Here is a 14,762-nt window from a genome sequence, read left to right as displayed (position 1 = left end):
TGACAGCCCTTGGCAGCGCCGCCCGCGGTCCCGCGGGGAACTGCCATTACTGCGGTTTCTGCGCGGCCCCAGCGGCAGAGCGGCTGCCCACACGGATCGTTCTGTCGACCACACGCGTATGCAGCGAGGGCTGCTGATCGAGGAAGGTACGCAGCGATGCAAGATCATCGCCACGCAGGTTGCCGGTCAGGCGCAGCGCGCCGGCGACATCGTCATCCACCTGCAGGCGCACGTCGTTGAGCCGGTTGAACTGCTCGGCCACCTCGCGCAGTGGCTCGTCCTGGAACACCACGCGGCGTCGCCACCATGCGGTCATCGTGTCCGCATGCTGCTGGCGGATGCTGACGGACTGGTCGCGGTAGTCGATATGGGCGCTCTGCCCGGCGCGAAGATCAGCGAGCAGACGGCCCTGGCCCGAGTCGCCGCGCACCTGCACGCTGCCTTCGGCCACCTCGATCCTCGCCTGCTCGCGCCGCAGCGACACGTCGAAGGTCGTGCCGATATCGCGCACCTCCAGCCCTGCCGCATGCACGGCGAAGGGACGACGTTCCTCGGCGACCACAAAGCTGGCCTGCCCGCGCGACAGCTCCACGCGGCGGCTCAGCAGGGTGAAGCGGATCGATAGTTCGCTCTCCGCGTTCAGATGCACCACGGTGTGATCGGGCAGCGCGAAGCTGCGCGGCACGCCATGCGCTGCGACGTAGTGGCGGCTCTGTGGCCAGGCCATGTGGCCGACCACCCCCACACCCAGCAGCAGCGCGGCGGCGGCGGCGATACCCGGCAGGTGCCGGCGTGACGCGCGCGATGCCACCGGCTGCGGCGGGCGCCGACGCACCGGCAGCGCCACCACGTTGTCGTCGGCCGGCGGTGGCCCTGCAGCAATCAGCGCATCCAGGTCGACCGCCATGCCCCGCAACGCATCGCTGAGCTCGCTGGCCACGCGGCTGACCGTGATGTACTCGCGCAGGTGGGCCGGCGAGGTCACCAGCCAGGTCATGAACTGGCGTTGCTGATCAGGCGTCACCCCGCCCTGGCGCTGCAGCGCATGCCAGTGCGCGGCTTCGTTGGCGAGGGAAGGACGCGGCGCGGGAATCTCGCTCACCACGCCTCCGCATGACCGGCAAGCGCGCGGCGGCACACGGACAGGCCACGCACCACGTGCTTCTTGACCATATGGGAGGACACGCCCAGCCGCTCGGCGATCTCCTTGTAGCTGAGTCCATCGCGGTACTGCATCACCAACACCGCACGGGTGTGCTCGGGCAAGGTGCCCAGCAGCGTCTGCAGATGCGTGCGGCGCTGCTCGCGCTCGGCGGCATCCTCGACGGTTTCTTCGCCGGTCAGCAGCGTGGTGAGGTTTTCCAGATCATCGATCGGAAGCATCGACCAGCGCCGACGCGCGGCCTGCTCGCGCGCCAGGTTCTGCGCGACGGTGAACAGATAGGCCTCCGGATTGGCGATCGCCTCGCCGTGATCCTCATGTGCGCGCAGCAGGCGCAGATAGGTTTCCTGCACCATGTCCTCGGCATCTTGACGCGCACCGCGGCGGGTGAAGAATCCCCTCAGCACCGGCCCCTGCTCCAGAAACATGCGCGCCAAACGCCGTTTTGCGTGTTCGGCCACGATCCCGCCTCGCCCCCAGGTGCGGCGAAGGTACGTGGCCTGCATGACGATTCGATGACGCAGGCGACACGGTACCGCCGCGCGGCGGTACCGTGGAAACGCGCCTCAGGCCGCGCGCGTATCGATCAGAACGTGTGTTCCGGGCCGGGGAACGTGCCCGCACCCACCTCTTCCGCGAACTCACGCGCGGCCTTTTCCAGCAGCCCGTGCATGTCCGCGTACTGCTTCACGAAGCGCGGCAGCTTGCCGGTGCGCAGCCCTGCCATGTCCTGCCAGACCAGCACCTGCGCATCGCAGTCGTTGCCCGCTCCGATGCCGACGGTGGGAATCTTCAGTGCCGCGGTGATCTGTGCGGCCACCGTGCCGGGGACCATTTCCATCAGTACCGCGAAAGCACCGGCAGCCTCCAGCGCGCGCGCCTCCTCGATCAGCCGTGCGCCATCCTCGCCCCGCCCCTGCACGCGGAAGCCGCCGAGCTGATGCTCCGACTGCGGCGTGAAGCCGATATGCGCCATCACCGGGATGCCGCAGCTGACCAGCTTGCGGACCTGCGGCACCATCTCGATGCCGCCTTCCAGTTTCACTGCGTGTGCGCCGCCCTCCTTCATGAAACGCACGGCCGTGTGGAAGCACTGCTCCGGCGAGGCCTGGTAGGAGCCGAACGGCAGATCGGCGATCACCAGCGGGCGCCGCGTGCAGCGGCTGACCGCGCGCACCAGCGGCATCAGCTCATCGACCGTGACCGGCAGCAGGGAGTCGTTGCCGAACACGTTGTTGGACGCCGAATCGCCGATCAGCAGCACCGGAATGCCGGCGTCTTCGAAGATCGTCGCGGTGTACATGTCGTAGGCGGTCAGCATGGCCCACTTCTCGCCACGCTCCTTCATCTGCTGCAGATGTGGAATGCGCACGCGCGGTGCCGGGACCGGGGCAGTGCCCGGCGTCGCGTAGGGATGGAGCTGTTCGGTCATGCGAAGCATCCTGGTGGGGGACAACGTGGGATCAGAGTGTGCCAGCTCCCCGTCCCTTTAAACCTTCTGACCGGTTCCTGCATCCAACGGTGGATCACCCATCCGACGAAGAACGACATGAAACCATGGGCGCGCATCCTCTCGGCCCTGCTTATCGCAGGCACCCTGCCATGGACCATGGCGGCAGCGGCGCCGCCCGCCTCGTCCCGGGTGATCACCGCCGACATCGCGAACTTCTGGCTTGCCCACGATGCGATCCGCAGCGAAGCCGATGCCGCGCGTAAACAGCAGCTCATCCAGTCGCTCTACATCGACAAGGGCACGCCCGGCCTGCACGCCTTGATGGAGGCCCGCGGCTATACCGCCAGCCAGTACGTGGCAGCGATCGACGCCTGGCCGCGCTACTGGGCCTCCGTGCGGCCGCTGACCGACCGTGCGTTCGCCGCCAGCGCCGGGCTGGACGCCGACTTGGCGACGCTGAAACGCCTGTATCCCGCCCTGCGCCCGGCCAGCATCACCTATGCGATCGGGGTACTGCGCACCGGCGGCACCACCCTGGATGACAAGGTGCTGATCGGTGCCGAACTTGCCCTGGGCGACGACAGCGTCGATGTGTCCGAGCTCCCCGAACCGCTGCAGACCCGGCTGCGTACGTTCTATGCCTCGCAGCCGTTCCACAACAACGGTCAGAACAACATCCACGAGTACATCCATACGCAGCAGATCGGGGCCGGCGATACCCTGGCGCAGTACGCGTTGCGCGAAGGCGTGGCGGAACTGGTCGCCGAGCTCGTCACCGGAAAGAAGCCCGACCTGCCGCTGTACGTCCATGGGCCGTCGCACGAAGCCGAGCTCAGGCGGCAGTTCCAGGCCGACCGGCATGGCAACGACTACCGCGACTGGCTGTACAACAGCAGCGCCAACCGCTTCGGGGTCAGCGATCTCGGTTACTACGTGGGGTATCGGATTGCCACCGCGTACTACGCCGCGCAACCGGACAAAGCCAAGGCGATAGCCACGTTGATCGAGCTGCGGTATGACGATGCGGCGGCTGTGGATGGGGTGATCAAGGCCAGTGGCTACTTCTGACAACGCAGCTGGCAAACGTTGTGCGAAGGCTCAACCCTCGTCCGGGGTGACCCTGCAGTAGAACACCAGCTCGGGATCATCGGGGTCGAGGTTGTCGATGTATCCGCTGGGCTCGAAGCCGGTCTGCAGAAGCACGGCCTGCATCCGGGTGTTGGAACGATTGGTCGATGCAAACAGCTTGGGGTGTACACAGACGGATTTCAGGTGCTCGATCAGGATCCGGGCCAGCCCTTGGCGACGGCGCGCTGGATCGACCATCAGCATCTCGATGAAGCCGCAGCCGAAGAAGTGATAGTCGAGTACGCCGTACGCGGCGGCGCATGCGTCGACGGTGAGCACGTAGCACGCATCCGCCCCGATCCAGGCGCGGATCAGCTCAGCGCGTTCCGGCGCCTGTGCGGCGACGCTGTCGATGGCCACCAGCGCTCGCAGGTCCTGCATCGTTGCCTGGCGAATCTCGATCACGCGTGTATCCCTCCTCGCTGGGCCGCAGGGCGGCGTGCCTGACATTGTCGCCCGTTGCGACGACTCGCCCGGCGTCATTCCGCCTCCATCACAACTCATCGGGTCGATACAGGCCACTGACAGGCGCAAGCGACTCGTAGTGCGTCTGTTTCCATTCTCCACCACCGCCGCCCCCTCGGGGAGCGACCCATTCAAACGTCCAGCGCTCCCTGAAGCCGCCAGGCAGCTCGTTGATGATGGTCAGCTGCTCTCCCGGCGTGCCCCTTGTGGGGAGCGGGACGGGAGGAGCGTTCGCCGTCCGTATGGCGAGCGGATCTACCCGCTTGAACGACGAGATGGTCACCGTTCCCCAGTCGAGGGTACGGGGCTCGGCCTCTGGCGTACGTGCGAGCCAACGGTCAAGGGCATCGGCTTCGGACGCACCCACCGTGTAACGTGCCTTGGTCTCCACGGTCATCCTGTCCGGGACGGCAGCAGCAGCGTCATTGGAAACAACGAGCGTGGCGCAGATCAGCGCCACGGAAGAAACAAAAGCAGGCAGGCGTATCACCATGAGTATCTCCCCTGAGGTCGTATGAAGGTGCTTCACTGCTGTTGCCGCACATTGCGGCAGACATGGGTTCGCAGAGAAGAGCATTCACAGTGACGGGGGACAGCCAACCACACCATCGGTCTTGCCCGCAGGATGGACTCGGACAAAAAGAAAAAAGGCCTGCGCATCGCTGCACAAGCCTTTGATCGAATCACCAACATTGGTCGGGACGGCCGGATTTGAACCGACGACCCTCTGCCCCCCAGGCATCGCCCTTCACCGGGCTAAGTCATTGACTGCTAAGGGATCAAGCCTGCGCAGGAGCCTGCGAAAAGTGGCAATCCCTGCATATACCGATCAATGAGTTACCAGCCGATAGGGTGACGCCTCGCATCACTCCCCAACCTTCTCCCACCACTTCGAACGCCCCCTGCCCGAGCGCCTGGCCGACTCCTTCAGCGAGGCGGCCTGCTGTTGCTCTGGGGTCCGGGTGTCGCGCATCAGTAGGTGGCCAAGGCCCGGAGCCAGCTTGGTGGGGTCCGGGCGCTCGGGCGGATCGGGCTTGTCTGGGGTGTCCATGCCCGCAGGATACGCCCGGACGTCTCAGGGGTTGCGACGGTGCCGGCGGGGCGCTGCTCAGGCGCCCCAGCACCCGGGCTGAGCTGCCTGCGGCTCCCGGATCCGGCGAGGACAGATTGCCCGCGCGGAGCCTGCGGCGGCACAGGGTGATTGCCCGGCCTGGTGTGGGGATAGGCCGCCCCGGCCCGTCGGAGTGCACGCCGCGCGAAGGCCCGGGCCACCGGTAGGGGTTATGGTTCGGCCATGTGCGGCCGATTCGTCCAGACCCCAATCCGAAACGCTGACACCCTGGGGTTCCCCCAGCTGGTGGGCGACCTGCTGTCGATCCCGGAAAGCTACAACCTCGCGCCGACCCAGCGCGCCTCCGTGATCCTCGATCGCGGCACCGGCCTGCAGGTCACTCGCCTGTCCTGGGGCCTGCTGCCCTTCTGGGCCAAGGCGAAGAAGCTGCAGGGCTCGACGATCAATGCGCGCATCGAGACCGTGGCGACCAAGCCGGCATTCCGGTCGGCATTCAAGAAGCGGCGGTGCCTGATCCCGATGGCCGGCTACTACGAGTGGTCGGTCAATGCCGAGGATGGCAAGAAGGACCCGTGGTTCATTCACGCGACCGGGCCGCTGCTGGCCGCCGGCCTGTGGGAAGACACCAGCCCCCTGCTCGACCCGGACAACCTAGGCACCTTCACCGTCATCACCGGGGACAGCAGCGGTGTCTCGGCCGATATCCACGACCGCATGCCGGTGTGGCTGACGGCCAGCCAAGCGGATGAGTGGCTGGCGGCCGAGCCCGACCACGCCATGGCGATGCTTGCCGCCGCAGCAGTCCCTGAGATGGAAGCCTACAGGGTCAGCCGAGCGGCAAATTCTCCGCGAAACAATTCAAGGGATCTACTGGGACACCTGCGTTGATTGACGAAGCCCCGCCACGCGCAGGATCGTCACTCGCCATCATCGGGCTCTTCGCTCACGGAAAATGCTTTTCCCTGAGTGATTTCCAGCCCTTCGCGATAGAGCATCGGTATCTTCCAAGATGCCTTCAGCTCTTCAAGAAAGCCGATCTCGGTCAGCTGCCCGACCCTGATCGATAGCTCATCGCCAGACAGCGCCAGCACCTGAGATAGCGTGTCCAGGTTGTGCTCAGCTTTGGAACGCTTAAACCGGTTGATCAATGCGCCTAGCTCTGTACCCGCTTCCGCCAAAAGCGTGTCCTCAACGCGCTTAGAGCTGAGGCGACCGTGCGCCTCGCGAATCGCATCAGCGGAAACCAATGGCTGGTCCGGGTCGTAATCACGGTTGGCTCTGGTGTCCATATTGATCTGCACTTCGCGAGCACTATTCGCCAAGTCAATCAAATTCCTGGGCGGCTTTACGTTATTCCCATCACGTATCCGCGACATCATCCAATTAAAGCTAGTAGGCTTGCGCTCCGCCTGATCTACCTTATTCGGAAAAATCCTGTAAAAGATCGTCTCATCATCCGCCCCCACAAGACCGAGCAGCTTCAAAAAATCTCCGCTATCTCGAACTCGCTGCGCCAGCAAGTACATAAGCTCTCGATCGTCCCAGGAAATTTCAGTTTTCCTGACATTGATGTGGGTCAAGTTAACAAAACCGCCGCCGATCACTCGCCTGAACAAGTCTCGGCGCACAAATAGCTTTAGACGGAGCTTATCGAATGCAAGCAGATCCAGGTAGGTTCGTAGCAGCGCTCTAAGCGCCGGGACCTCGACATCGGGGAAACCTTGGAACGCCTCATCAAGTCGATCCATTGCCACCCATACCGTGACATCCAACTCGGCCAAGCAACGATCAAGCAAGGCGAATGCCTCCGAGTAAGAGACCTCTTCAACGTTTTTGACGCTCTCAATCGGAGTGAATTCCAGCCGGGGCGTAATAACTGGCAGCCCGGTTTCGGAAAGAGAAAACTCAACCTGCGCAGCAGCTGGCCGCACAAGAAGCGCCCGCTGCACAGCGTTCACGATCTTCGAGAATATCGTCTCGGGCTTGTCATCCCTTGACCTCAGCCCGGCCGCCTCTAGCAAACGATCTAGCTCAGCGCTTGCCTCGCTGTAATCTTTTCCAACAATGCCAAGCAACCAGTTTCCAATCAAAGACAGGAAATAAGCCTTCCAGAGACTCGCATACTGACCCTCGGTCATCACCGCCTGATGAACTAGGCGCTGGAATATCGGACTACCGACCGGGTTAAATCCTTCAATCACCTCAATTCCGACAAGCTCAGGAATTTTAGCGCGCCGCTCCTGCAGGATGCGGAAAAGGGCAGTTTTCCCTGTGCCTTTGTCTCCTGCGACTACGTCGGCTTCATTTTTAATCAACGCAGTGAATGCTTGATTCTCGACAAAGTACTTTTCCAGCGATTGGTCGAACTCTGCCACAGAGCTACCGAGCTGAAGCGATTGCAAGAGAGATTTCATCGAAACATTCGCCGTATTCATAAGCATCCCTGCTATTGGTGTAGTCGCAGCCTAGCACCAGAGCTCTCGACACCGCCATACCTGCTAGACAGCGACTTCGGCGAGGGGCAAATTTGGGGCCAACTCGACGATACGCCCATCCCGAACCCACACGTTGTAAGGGATGGTGCTGCCCAAGATGCCGATAGCACGCATCTGCGCCCCGTCATAGGCGACCAGGCTGCTGGTCCCATCTGCGTTATGAGCGGTGACGGTCGCCAGCAGCCGGGGGCTGGGGCCGACCAGGCCATCAAACTGGTCCCACAGATCAGTTCGCATCGGTGTAGTGCCTCTCCAGGGTGATGGTCTGCTCGATCACGAGCGCCTTGCTGTCCGCCCGCGCCTCGGTCCGCACGGCCGTGCAGAGCCCGTGCCAGGTGCCGGCGTCGCCCACCACCTCCACCAGATCCAGCGGCTGCACCCTGCCGATCTGGCCCGGGACCAGAGGCGCACCGAACAGCGGGATCACGAGCTCGATGGCGGCCTGCTCGCCGCGGTCCGACAAGATGTTCCGGCCACGCTCGGCGCCGGCGGCACTGGTGTTGATCAAGGGGTCGCTGGCCTGCGGCGCGAACAGCTGCCCCGCCTCGCCCTGCCGGCGAACCTTGCACGTCACGCCCTTCCCAGCCAGCTCCCCGGTCACGATCACCGCGTCGTACAGCGGCGCGCTGCGGACCTGCAGGCTCTCGCTGGTGATGATGTCCTCTTGCAGCACATGGTCCGGCTGAGTGCTGCGCCAGTCCCAGGGGCTGGCCGGGTAGCGCGCCCGCACGTGCAGCTGCTGGGTCGCCGGGTCCGATTGCACGACCGCCCCGCTGGCGCCGGCCAGTCGGGCGATCGCATCCATGGCCGGGGTGCCGTCGTAGAACCAGGCACCCGCCGGCACCACCCAATCGACCGTTCCATAGTCGGCGGTGAACCCGGTGTCGGCCAGCTCTTCGCCCACCAGCTGCGCGACGCTGCGGTCCTCGGTGGTCGCCTTCACCCGTGCCGGCGCATACGGCGCGGCGAGCAACGCCGTCCGCGAGCGGCCCGTCAGCGAGACGCCCACCCGGTTCCACTCCCGCTGCTTGCGGTAGGTCTCGATGATGGCCGTCCAGACGTAGCCGTTGAGGGTCACCTCGACCTGACGCGGCCCGGCGGCCGTGGGCTTCAGCAGGGCGAGCTGAGCGCTGTCGGCGAGGTCCACATCGAAGCTGATGCCCCAAGCGTCGACGCTCGACAGGATCGACACCCCTTCCACCTCAATGGGTGTGCGATCGGGGATGCGCACCACGGAAATGCTGTTGATCACGACGTATGTCCTTTGCTGCGGGCGCACCAGGTAACAGGCGGTCGCGCCGAGATTGAGAGGTGCAAGGCCCGGAGTGCTGATCAGCGCGCAGCCGAGGCTGAGCGCAACGAGATTGCCGGGCGGGAACACCGGTTCCGGGTCGGGATCCGGGCCAGGCTTCGGCGGGCGGACAATCCAAGGCAGGGGCTTGGCCGCCCCCCACGGCAACGTGGCCGCACGCCTGCCCTGCCGCAACGCACGCCATGGCGCCGCCCACGATGCATGGCGAGCATCGGGACTTGCCGACCACGCAATGTCTACGCTGAGATGAGAGGCGCGACCGCTACTCCAAGAGAAGCGAGAGGCAGCAAGCAGCCCGGGCAGGCTGGAATACCAATGGATGCCCAGCTGAGTCTGTGCCGTGGGGAGGGATGTCCAGGGGAGCAGCATGCCCGCGGGTCGAACACCTGCAGCGACTTGCCAGTGCAGCGTGGAGCTACTCTTCAGCAGAGGCGTCAGACCCCAGCCAAGTACCGCCTGACGTTCTACAGCCGCTGCGCTACCCCAGCCAGGTGCCGCGTGTGCGCTCAGAAGTGCAGACGCCCCCCAACCGACGCGCACACTTCCGCGGGTCGCGCGAGTGCGCCCCCATCGAAGTCCGGCGTCGGTCCGCAGACCACGAACCACCGGCTCGACGGGCGTGTCATTCCAGTCCGTACCGAGGTTAAGCGAGATCACCTCGCCGCCTCCCAGATACCGGGGGCCGAGGTTGAGGACCACCCAGTTGCCTGATGCCACGGCCATCAGCTCACCATCTTCGCCGGCGTAACCCAGTCCTGAATCGCCGAGTTCACCCCCGCGTTCAAGTCCGTGCCGATCACGCGGTAGCGCAGCGCCCGATCAATACCTGCCATTCGCCACACACCGTCATGACCACTGAGGACCGAGCCTACGTAGATCACGTTGACTGCGTCATGCATTACAAACACCGACACCCTGATCCGGGAAGGGACATTGACGATCTTTGCGCGACCATCATCGTCCCCTGTCGGCGGATCGCCACCCAGGTAACCGTCACCGGTGAGTTGGCCCAAGTTCCGATAGAAGGTTTGTACGATCATTTCCAGGGCGCATCCAAGCGGAAGAGCACCTGACCGTTGCGATCAGCGACGTCGGGCTCGGCAATGTTGTAGGTCTTCGCCAGCCATTGCCCCACGCCCATACCCTCGACGTAGGGAACAACCGCGCCATCGGCGAAGGGGCGCGAGTGGAGTGGCACGAGCACGCCTGGCAGGTAGCCTCGCAGTGCATGAGAGCCTTCACGGACCGCAGCGGCGATGTAGTTGTACCCACCGTGCGCCGGATCCGGTCCCGCTCGGTATGCACTGCTGCCGTAGGACCTATTCCCGCCACCACTCGGAATGGGGAGAATTCCTACGGTGGTCACGCGCCCCGGGGAGGAAAGGCCCGCACTGTAGCTGCGCATCACGAAGCCGCCGGGGATGTAGCCGTTCGTCCGGGCCGACACCGCGGTCACATCCGAGTCCAAGGTCGAGCACCAGAAGACAGAGCAGACCTCAGATCCCCACGTGCCGTTGTAGCTGGTGAGGGCGTGCGCACCAAAAGTCACAAATGGATATGCATCACCTGGCACTGAAGAGATCAGGTCGCCGTAGTAGTAGGCGCCGACCTCACCGGCCAAGTTATGCCACTGCGTAAACAGATAGAAGCCGATATCAGTAGCCACTACCATCCAACGGCGGGCCGTGGCGCCGGCCGCCGGTGCCTTCGCGATCAGCGACCCCTGCGCCTGCAGCGCCACGCTCGGCGTGCGATCCATGCCGGTGTCAATATCGGTCATCGAGCTGTAAGCCAATGCCTGTGCCAAGGCAGGCGTGTTGAGCATGTCCGCCGATGCATCGTCACGTACGCGCAGGTAGGACCCGGAACCATTGACCTGGCTGTTGCGGTAGACATGAACGCCCGAACTGGAGAACGGCCGCGTCCACCCCGCGCCGGGCTTGACGTTGGCGCCACTGCCATAGCCCGTGACCAGCACTGCGTGCAGCAGCGCAATGAGGGAACCGGCCTGGCCGGTCAGAACGGGTGCGCCCGGATCGGTGCTGCGGTAAACATTCGGGATGAGACTCATGCAGCTGCTCCGGCTACGTTGCCAATGACTTGGAATCGGGTGGAATCGGTGGCGCTCTCGGGCGTCCCGGGCAGTGTCGTGCGCACCATCCACACCGGTGCAAGGCCGCCAATGGTGTTGAAACGAACAACGTTGTTCGTCGCCCAGCCCGTGCCCCAGCCTTGGAAGCGCATCGTGAAGTAAGGCTGCCCGGTGCGCGGATTGATCGGCGCCAAGGCGGTAGTCGTGCTGCCGGTGGCGATGATGCCGACGGTCTCGCCGATCAGCTCATAGTTGGTGGCACTGGTGAACCGCACTGCCCAGCGCTCCGTGATCGCGTCAGCGTTGCCGACGACCAGCGGATAGTCCGTGTCGTTGTAGCTTGCCGAGGCGGTACTCCCGATCGGCACATTGCTCCACACATTCGTCCAAGCGGACTGATCGAACAGGTTCTCCACCCGCGCCTGCAGGTCCAGGGAGCCGTTCGCCTCGCCCAAGCGCAGCGCGGTGCTGATCAGCGCCTCACCGGCCGGGTAGTCGTGGGTCAGCCCACTGTTGATCTCGATCTCACCAGTGATCTGCGGCTGCACCACCAGCCGCCGGTCTTCCACGCGATCGCTGATGATGATGGGCAGTACGTAGGCAGAAAGGTTCAGCGGGTCGGAGAACGTCAGCGTGCCCACATCCAGATCGGAGGTGTACCAGACGCTCTCCACCGGCGTGCCCGCTGAGTCACGCACCTCGATAGCCGACAGTCGGCCGCGGCCGAGGTTCACCACCTGGCCGGCCGCCGGCGACGCCACCGGGTGCTTGGCCGTGTGATGGATCAGCACCGTCTGGCCGGGCTTGAATGCGGGCACCCGGCCATCGCTGGGCAAGCGGACGGACTCGAAGCCGACCACCACGGCCGACAGCGGGATGGAGCGGAAGACGACCGCACCGATGTAGACCGAGCCGGCCAGGACCAGCGTCGGCTTCCAGACCTGGTCGCCCACCACGGCCGCCGGGTCGAACCACGGCGCCCCTTCATTGCCGGCCACCGGCACCATGGAGCCGAACTGCACGGACGCTCGCCCGCTCTCCCAGTCCACCAGCCCGCGCACCTGGCTGCCGCTGATAACACCGTTGATGTCGGCCGAGGCGGTCAGCAGGATGCCATCCAAGGTCGTGGCGCGTAGGGTGAAGTTGCCTGCCCGTAGGGGCGAGCCCGGCGTGCGGAAGAACACGGCCGCGGTGCCCGGATCGGCGATGCGGGTGAGCAGCGACTGGACCTGCACGGTGTTGCCGCCCCCGGGCGCCCACTGCGTCAGATTGGCAGCACCGCCGGCGTAGTCGATGGTGCCGGCATAGGTGCCAGCACCATTGACTGGGTCGATGGAGTGGTACAGCGCACCACTGCGATCGACGTACGTGCGGCCACGGTAGGTGAAGCGCACGCTGCCGGGCACGATGCTGTCGCTGATCGTCGGGGTGAGCAGCAGCTCCACCGGCGGCAGGGCCAGGCTCTCGTTTGCGGTGGTCTGCGCCGCGCCCGCGACGCTCCAGCCCAGCGAGATCAGCGTGCCTGCCGAGAACTGCGCCGGCACGTCCTTGCGGTGATAGCCAGTCACCTTCCAGCGCTGGTTGCCGCCCATCTCATAGATCGGCACAGACACCTGGTGGACGGTGAACTTCCCGGCCTGCAGGGTGACCGCACCGGTGGCGTAGTTCACCGCGCCCAGCACCGTGCTGAACGGCTGGCCGCCGACGGAGACGCCTCGGATGTTGCCCTGGCCGTCATCCTTTGCCAGCACGCGCATGGCGACAGGCGTGCTCGGCATGCCGTCGGCGTCGGCGCTCACCGAGATCATCCAGTCCAGATTGACGCTACCGGCGCGCACCGGACCGGCCGGCAGCTGGAACGAGACCAGGCCAGCACCGTCGGGCGTCGGCGTCGGGGCGGCGGTCTGCGAGTCGCCCCATTCGTACTGGCAGGCCAGCTGCGAATCGGCATCCGGCAGCGTGGCCGGGCGAATGCTCACCTCGCCCGTGGCATAGGCGATAGCGCCCCGCGCCACGCCGCCGATCAGCAACTCACCCGCACCGTTGTCGCTCACCGCCACGTTCTGGCCAGCCACACGAAGAGTGAAGGCTGCGGTGCCAGGCACCACACCCCCGTTCTGCAGCATGAAGTGGAGCGCCGGCGGCTGGATGGCCACATCGCCCGCACGGGCCTCAGCCACGACTGCCGTGCCCCAGCTGGTGATCACGCTGCTGCCCAGATCCGGGAGCGCACCGGCAGTCATCACCACCGAGCCTGTGGCGTAGTTGACGGTGCCACTGCCCTGCCCCGGCCTGCCGATCAACTGACCCCGGCCGTTGTCGGTCAGGCGGATCCACTTGCCCAGGGCGCGGTAGTCGACGACCACGGTACCCGGCGCCGGCAGCGGCTCGATCTGGAACAGCCAGTTGTAGCCCTGGTTGTTCTGGGTCACGACGATTTCGTCGTTGAAGCCCTGCTGCACCACCGCGCCGGCCGGGGTCGCGGTGATCGTGACCGGGGTGCTGCCGGTACCGGTGGAATGGGCGACGCTCACGGCGCCCGACTGGTAGTCCACGGTGCCGGACCACGGCGACTGCCCGGCCGAGACCAGGCCACCCGTGCCGTCGTCGGTCAGTTCGACCGCGCCGGCAGCAACCTTGACCGAGCCGACGGCCATCGAGTTGCCCAGGTAGCGCGTGACCGCGACACCGGCGCTGAAGCTGCTGGTGAACTGCAGGGTCAGCGAGCCAGCCGGCCCAGCCGGAACGTAGCTGATCGCCCCGAGCCCGGCGAGCACATCGCTCACTGCCGTCTCGGCCGTGGAGGTGGGCACGATCGCGACATAGGGGCTGTCCACCTGGACGGACAGGTCACCCGGCGCCGCTGCCGCGGTGAGCCGCTTGACGCTGTGATAGCTGGTGGCGTCGACCACGTTCGTCTCATAGACACGGGTCGGCGGCTTGGTGGAGGTGAAGCGCACCACCTCCTGCCCATAGAAGCGGAGCAGCAGCGCGTTGACGATCTCGACCACGATCACGTCACGCTCGAAGGCGCCATCGGCATCGGTGAAGGTGCGGGTCGTGCGGGACAGGATGCTCTTCACCCGCACGTACTGCTCGGCCGGGTCATACCCGTTGGCATTGGTCAGCAGGCAGAGGTTGTCGTTGATGTCCGGGCTGGGCGCATCCTTGGTGCAGTAGAACTGCAACGCCATTTGGCCGATGAAGTGGTCGTTGAGCAGGATGTAGCGCGACTCGGTGCCACGGGTGATATAGCCCTCCACGCGACTGCGCGCATCGGCGCGCACGTCGCTGTAGCTGCCCGTGGAGAACATGCTCACGCTCACGCGCGGATCGGCCGGCGGATCGATCAGCACCCCGATCGCATCCTTGAGCACATCCGGCCCCGGCGTATCCAGGTGCACGAACATCTTGCGCAGGGTCGCGCGACCGGTGGTGCGCTCTTCATCGCCGATATCGGGGAACAGGTTGTTCATCTGCCCGTCCACGATCTCGGTCTGGACCATGCGGCCGCCGCCGTCCGGGTTATCGGTCAGTCGCTGCGACTGACGCATCTTGATGTCTGTTGCTGAGATCGTCATCG

The 14,762-nt window shown here is 65.1% G+C and carries 12 protein-coding genes; 2 read left to right on the top strand and 10 right to left on the bottom strand.

Annotated elements, in window-relative coordinates; genetic code table 11:
• Nucleotides 1–46 precede the first annotated feature (46 nt).
• The 3 genes from HH110_RS19565 to panB all read right to left on the bottom strand — a co-directional run bounded on the left by HH110_RS19565 (nt 47) and on the right by panB (nt 2,594).
• Entirely contained in the window at nt 47–1,102 is a 1,056-nt protein-coding gene (locus HH110_RS19565; protein ID WP_342589234.1) for a FecR domain-containing protein, read from the bottom strand.
• Entirely contained in the window at nt 1,099–1,623 is a 525-nt protein-coding gene (locus HH110_RS08995; protein ID WP_176989357.1) for a sigma-70 family RNA polymerase sigma factor, read from the bottom strand. The genes HH110_RS19565 and HH110_RS08995 overlap by 4 nt, the downstream gene beginning before the upstream one ends.
• A gap of 125 nt (nt 1,624–1,748) precedes the next feature.
• Nucleotides 1,749–2,594, bottom strand: a complete 846-nt coding sequence (gene panB, locus HH110_RS08990) for a 3-methyl-2-oxobutanoate hydroxymethyltransferase (RefSeq protein WP_176989356.1) — start codon at nt 2,592–2,594, stop codon at nt 1,749–1,751.
• A gap of 117 nt (nt 2,595–2,711) precedes the next feature.
• Here panB and HH110_RS08985 point away from each other — a divergent pair, with 117 nt between their 5' ends.
• Complete coding sequence (locus HH110_RS08985) at nt 2,712–3,683, top strand: DUF2268 domain-containing protein (RefSeq protein WP_241696490.1); 972 nt, start codon at nt 2,712–2,714, stop codon at nt 3,681–3,683.
• Nucleotides 3,684–3,713: 30 nt separating this feature from the next.
• Here the strand turns inward: HH110_RS08985 and HH110_RS08980 are convergent, their stop codons facing one another.
• Together HH110_RS08980 and HH110_RS08975 are read right to left on the bottom strand one after the other, a co-directional pair.
• A complete protein-coding gene (locus tag HH110_RS08980) occupies nt 3,714–4,148 on the bottom strand; it encodes a GNAT family N-acetyltransferase (RefSeq protein WP_206677546.1) in 435 nt (144 codons plus the stop codon).
• Between the two features lie 88 nt (nt 4,149–4,236).
• Complete coding sequence (locus HH110_RS08975) at nt 4,237–4,701, bottom strand: hypothetical protein (protein ID WP_176989355.1); 465 nt, start codon at nt 4,699–4,701, stop codon at nt 4,237–4,239.
• 801 nt (nt 4,702–5,502) lie between these two features.
• On the opposite strand from HH110_RS08975, the gene HH110_RS08970 reads away from it, so the two are divergent.
• Complete coding sequence (locus HH110_RS08970; RefSeq protein WP_176989354.1) at nt 5,503–6,168, top strand: SOS response-associated peptidase; 666 nt, start codon at nt 5,503–5,505, stop codon at nt 6,166–6,168.
• A 29-nt stretch (nt 6,169–6,197) separates the two neighbouring features.
• On the opposite strand, the gene HH110_RS08965 is transcribed toward HH110_RS08970, so the two are convergent.
• The 5 genes from HH110_RS08965 to HH110_RS08945 form a co-directional block, all read right to left on the bottom strand.
• Nucleotides 6,198–7,715, bottom strand: a complete 1,518-nt coding sequence (locus HH110_RS08965; RefSeq protein WP_206677545.1) for a P-loop ATPase, Sll1717 family — start codon at nt 7,713–7,715, stop codon at nt 6,198–6,200.
• A gap of 286 nt (nt 7,716–8,001) precedes the next feature.
• Nucleotides 8,002–9,156: a hypothetical protein gene (locus HH110_RS19440; protein ID WP_241696489.1), complete on the bottom strand. Its 1,155-nt coding sequence runs from the start codon at nt 9,154–9,156 to the stop codon at nt 8,002–8,004.
• Nucleotides 9,157–9,809: 653 nt separating this feature from the next.
• Nucleotides 9,810–10,127, bottom strand: a complete 318-nt coding sequence (locus HH110_RS08955; protein WP_176989352.1) for a hypothetical protein — start codon at nt 10,125–10,127, stop codon at nt 9,810–9,812.
• Nucleotides 10,124–11,158 (bottom strand): hypothetical protein, encoded by a 1,035-nt coding sequence (locus HH110_RS08950; RefSeq protein ID WP_241696488.1) that lies wholly within the window; start codon nt 11,156–11,158, stop codon nt 10,124–10,126. Before HH110_RS08950 ends, HH110_RS08955 begins: the two co-directional genes overlap by 4 nt.
• Nucleotides 11,155–14,760 (bottom strand): hypothetical protein, encoded by a 3,606-nt coding sequence (locus HH110_RS08945; protein ID WP_176989351.1) that lies wholly within the window; start codon nt 14,758–14,760, stop codon nt 11,155–11,157. Before HH110_RS08945 ends, HH110_RS08950 begins: the two co-directional genes overlap by 4 nt.
• Between the last annotated feature and the right edge of the window lie 2 nt (nt 14,761–14,762).

Origin of the sequence: Stenotrophomonas sp. SAM-B (assembly GCF_013387485.1) — a bacterium.
GTDB lineage: Bacteria > Pseudomonadota > Gammaproteobacteria > Xanthomonadales > Xanthomonadaceae > Stenotrophomonas > Stenotrophomonas maltophilia_AA.
This window is presented reverse-complemented; position numbering and strand designations above follow the sequence as displayed.

Excerpts from the sequence above, each read along its gene's own strand:
- panB (WP_176989356.1), bottom strand. The coding sequence starts at position 2,594 with ATGACCGAACAGCTCCATCCCTACGCGACGCCGGGCACTGCCCCGGTC.
- HH110_RS08985 (WP_241696490.1), top strand. The coding sequence starts at position 2,712 with ATGAAACCATGGGCGCGCATCCTCTCGGCCCTGCTTATCGCAGGCACC.
- HH110_RS08975 (WP_176989355.1), bottom strand. The coding sequence starts at position 4,701 with ATGGTGATACGCCTGCCTGCTTTTGTTTCTTCCGTGGCGCTGATCTGC.
- HH110_RS08970 (WP_176989354.1), top strand. The coding sequence starts at position 5,503 with ATGTGCGGCCGATTCGTCCAGACCCCAATCCGAAACGCTGACACCCTG.
- HH110_RS08965 (WP_206677545.1), bottom strand. The coding sequence starts at position 7,715 with ATGAATACGGCGAATGTTTCGATGAAATCTCTCTTGCAATCGCTTCAG.
- HH110_RS08955 (WP_176989352.1), bottom strand. The coding sequence starts at position 10,127 with ATGATCGTACAAACCTTCTATCGGAACTTGGGCCAACTCACCGGTGAC.
- HH110_RS08950 (WP_241696488.1), bottom strand. The coding sequence starts at position 11,158 with ATGAGTCTCATCCCGAATGTTTACCGCAGCACCGATCCGGGCGCACCC.
- HH110_RS08945 (WP_176989351.1), bottom strand. The coding sequence starts at position 14,760 with ATGACGATCTCAGCAACAGACATCAAGATGCGTCAGTCGCAGCGACTG.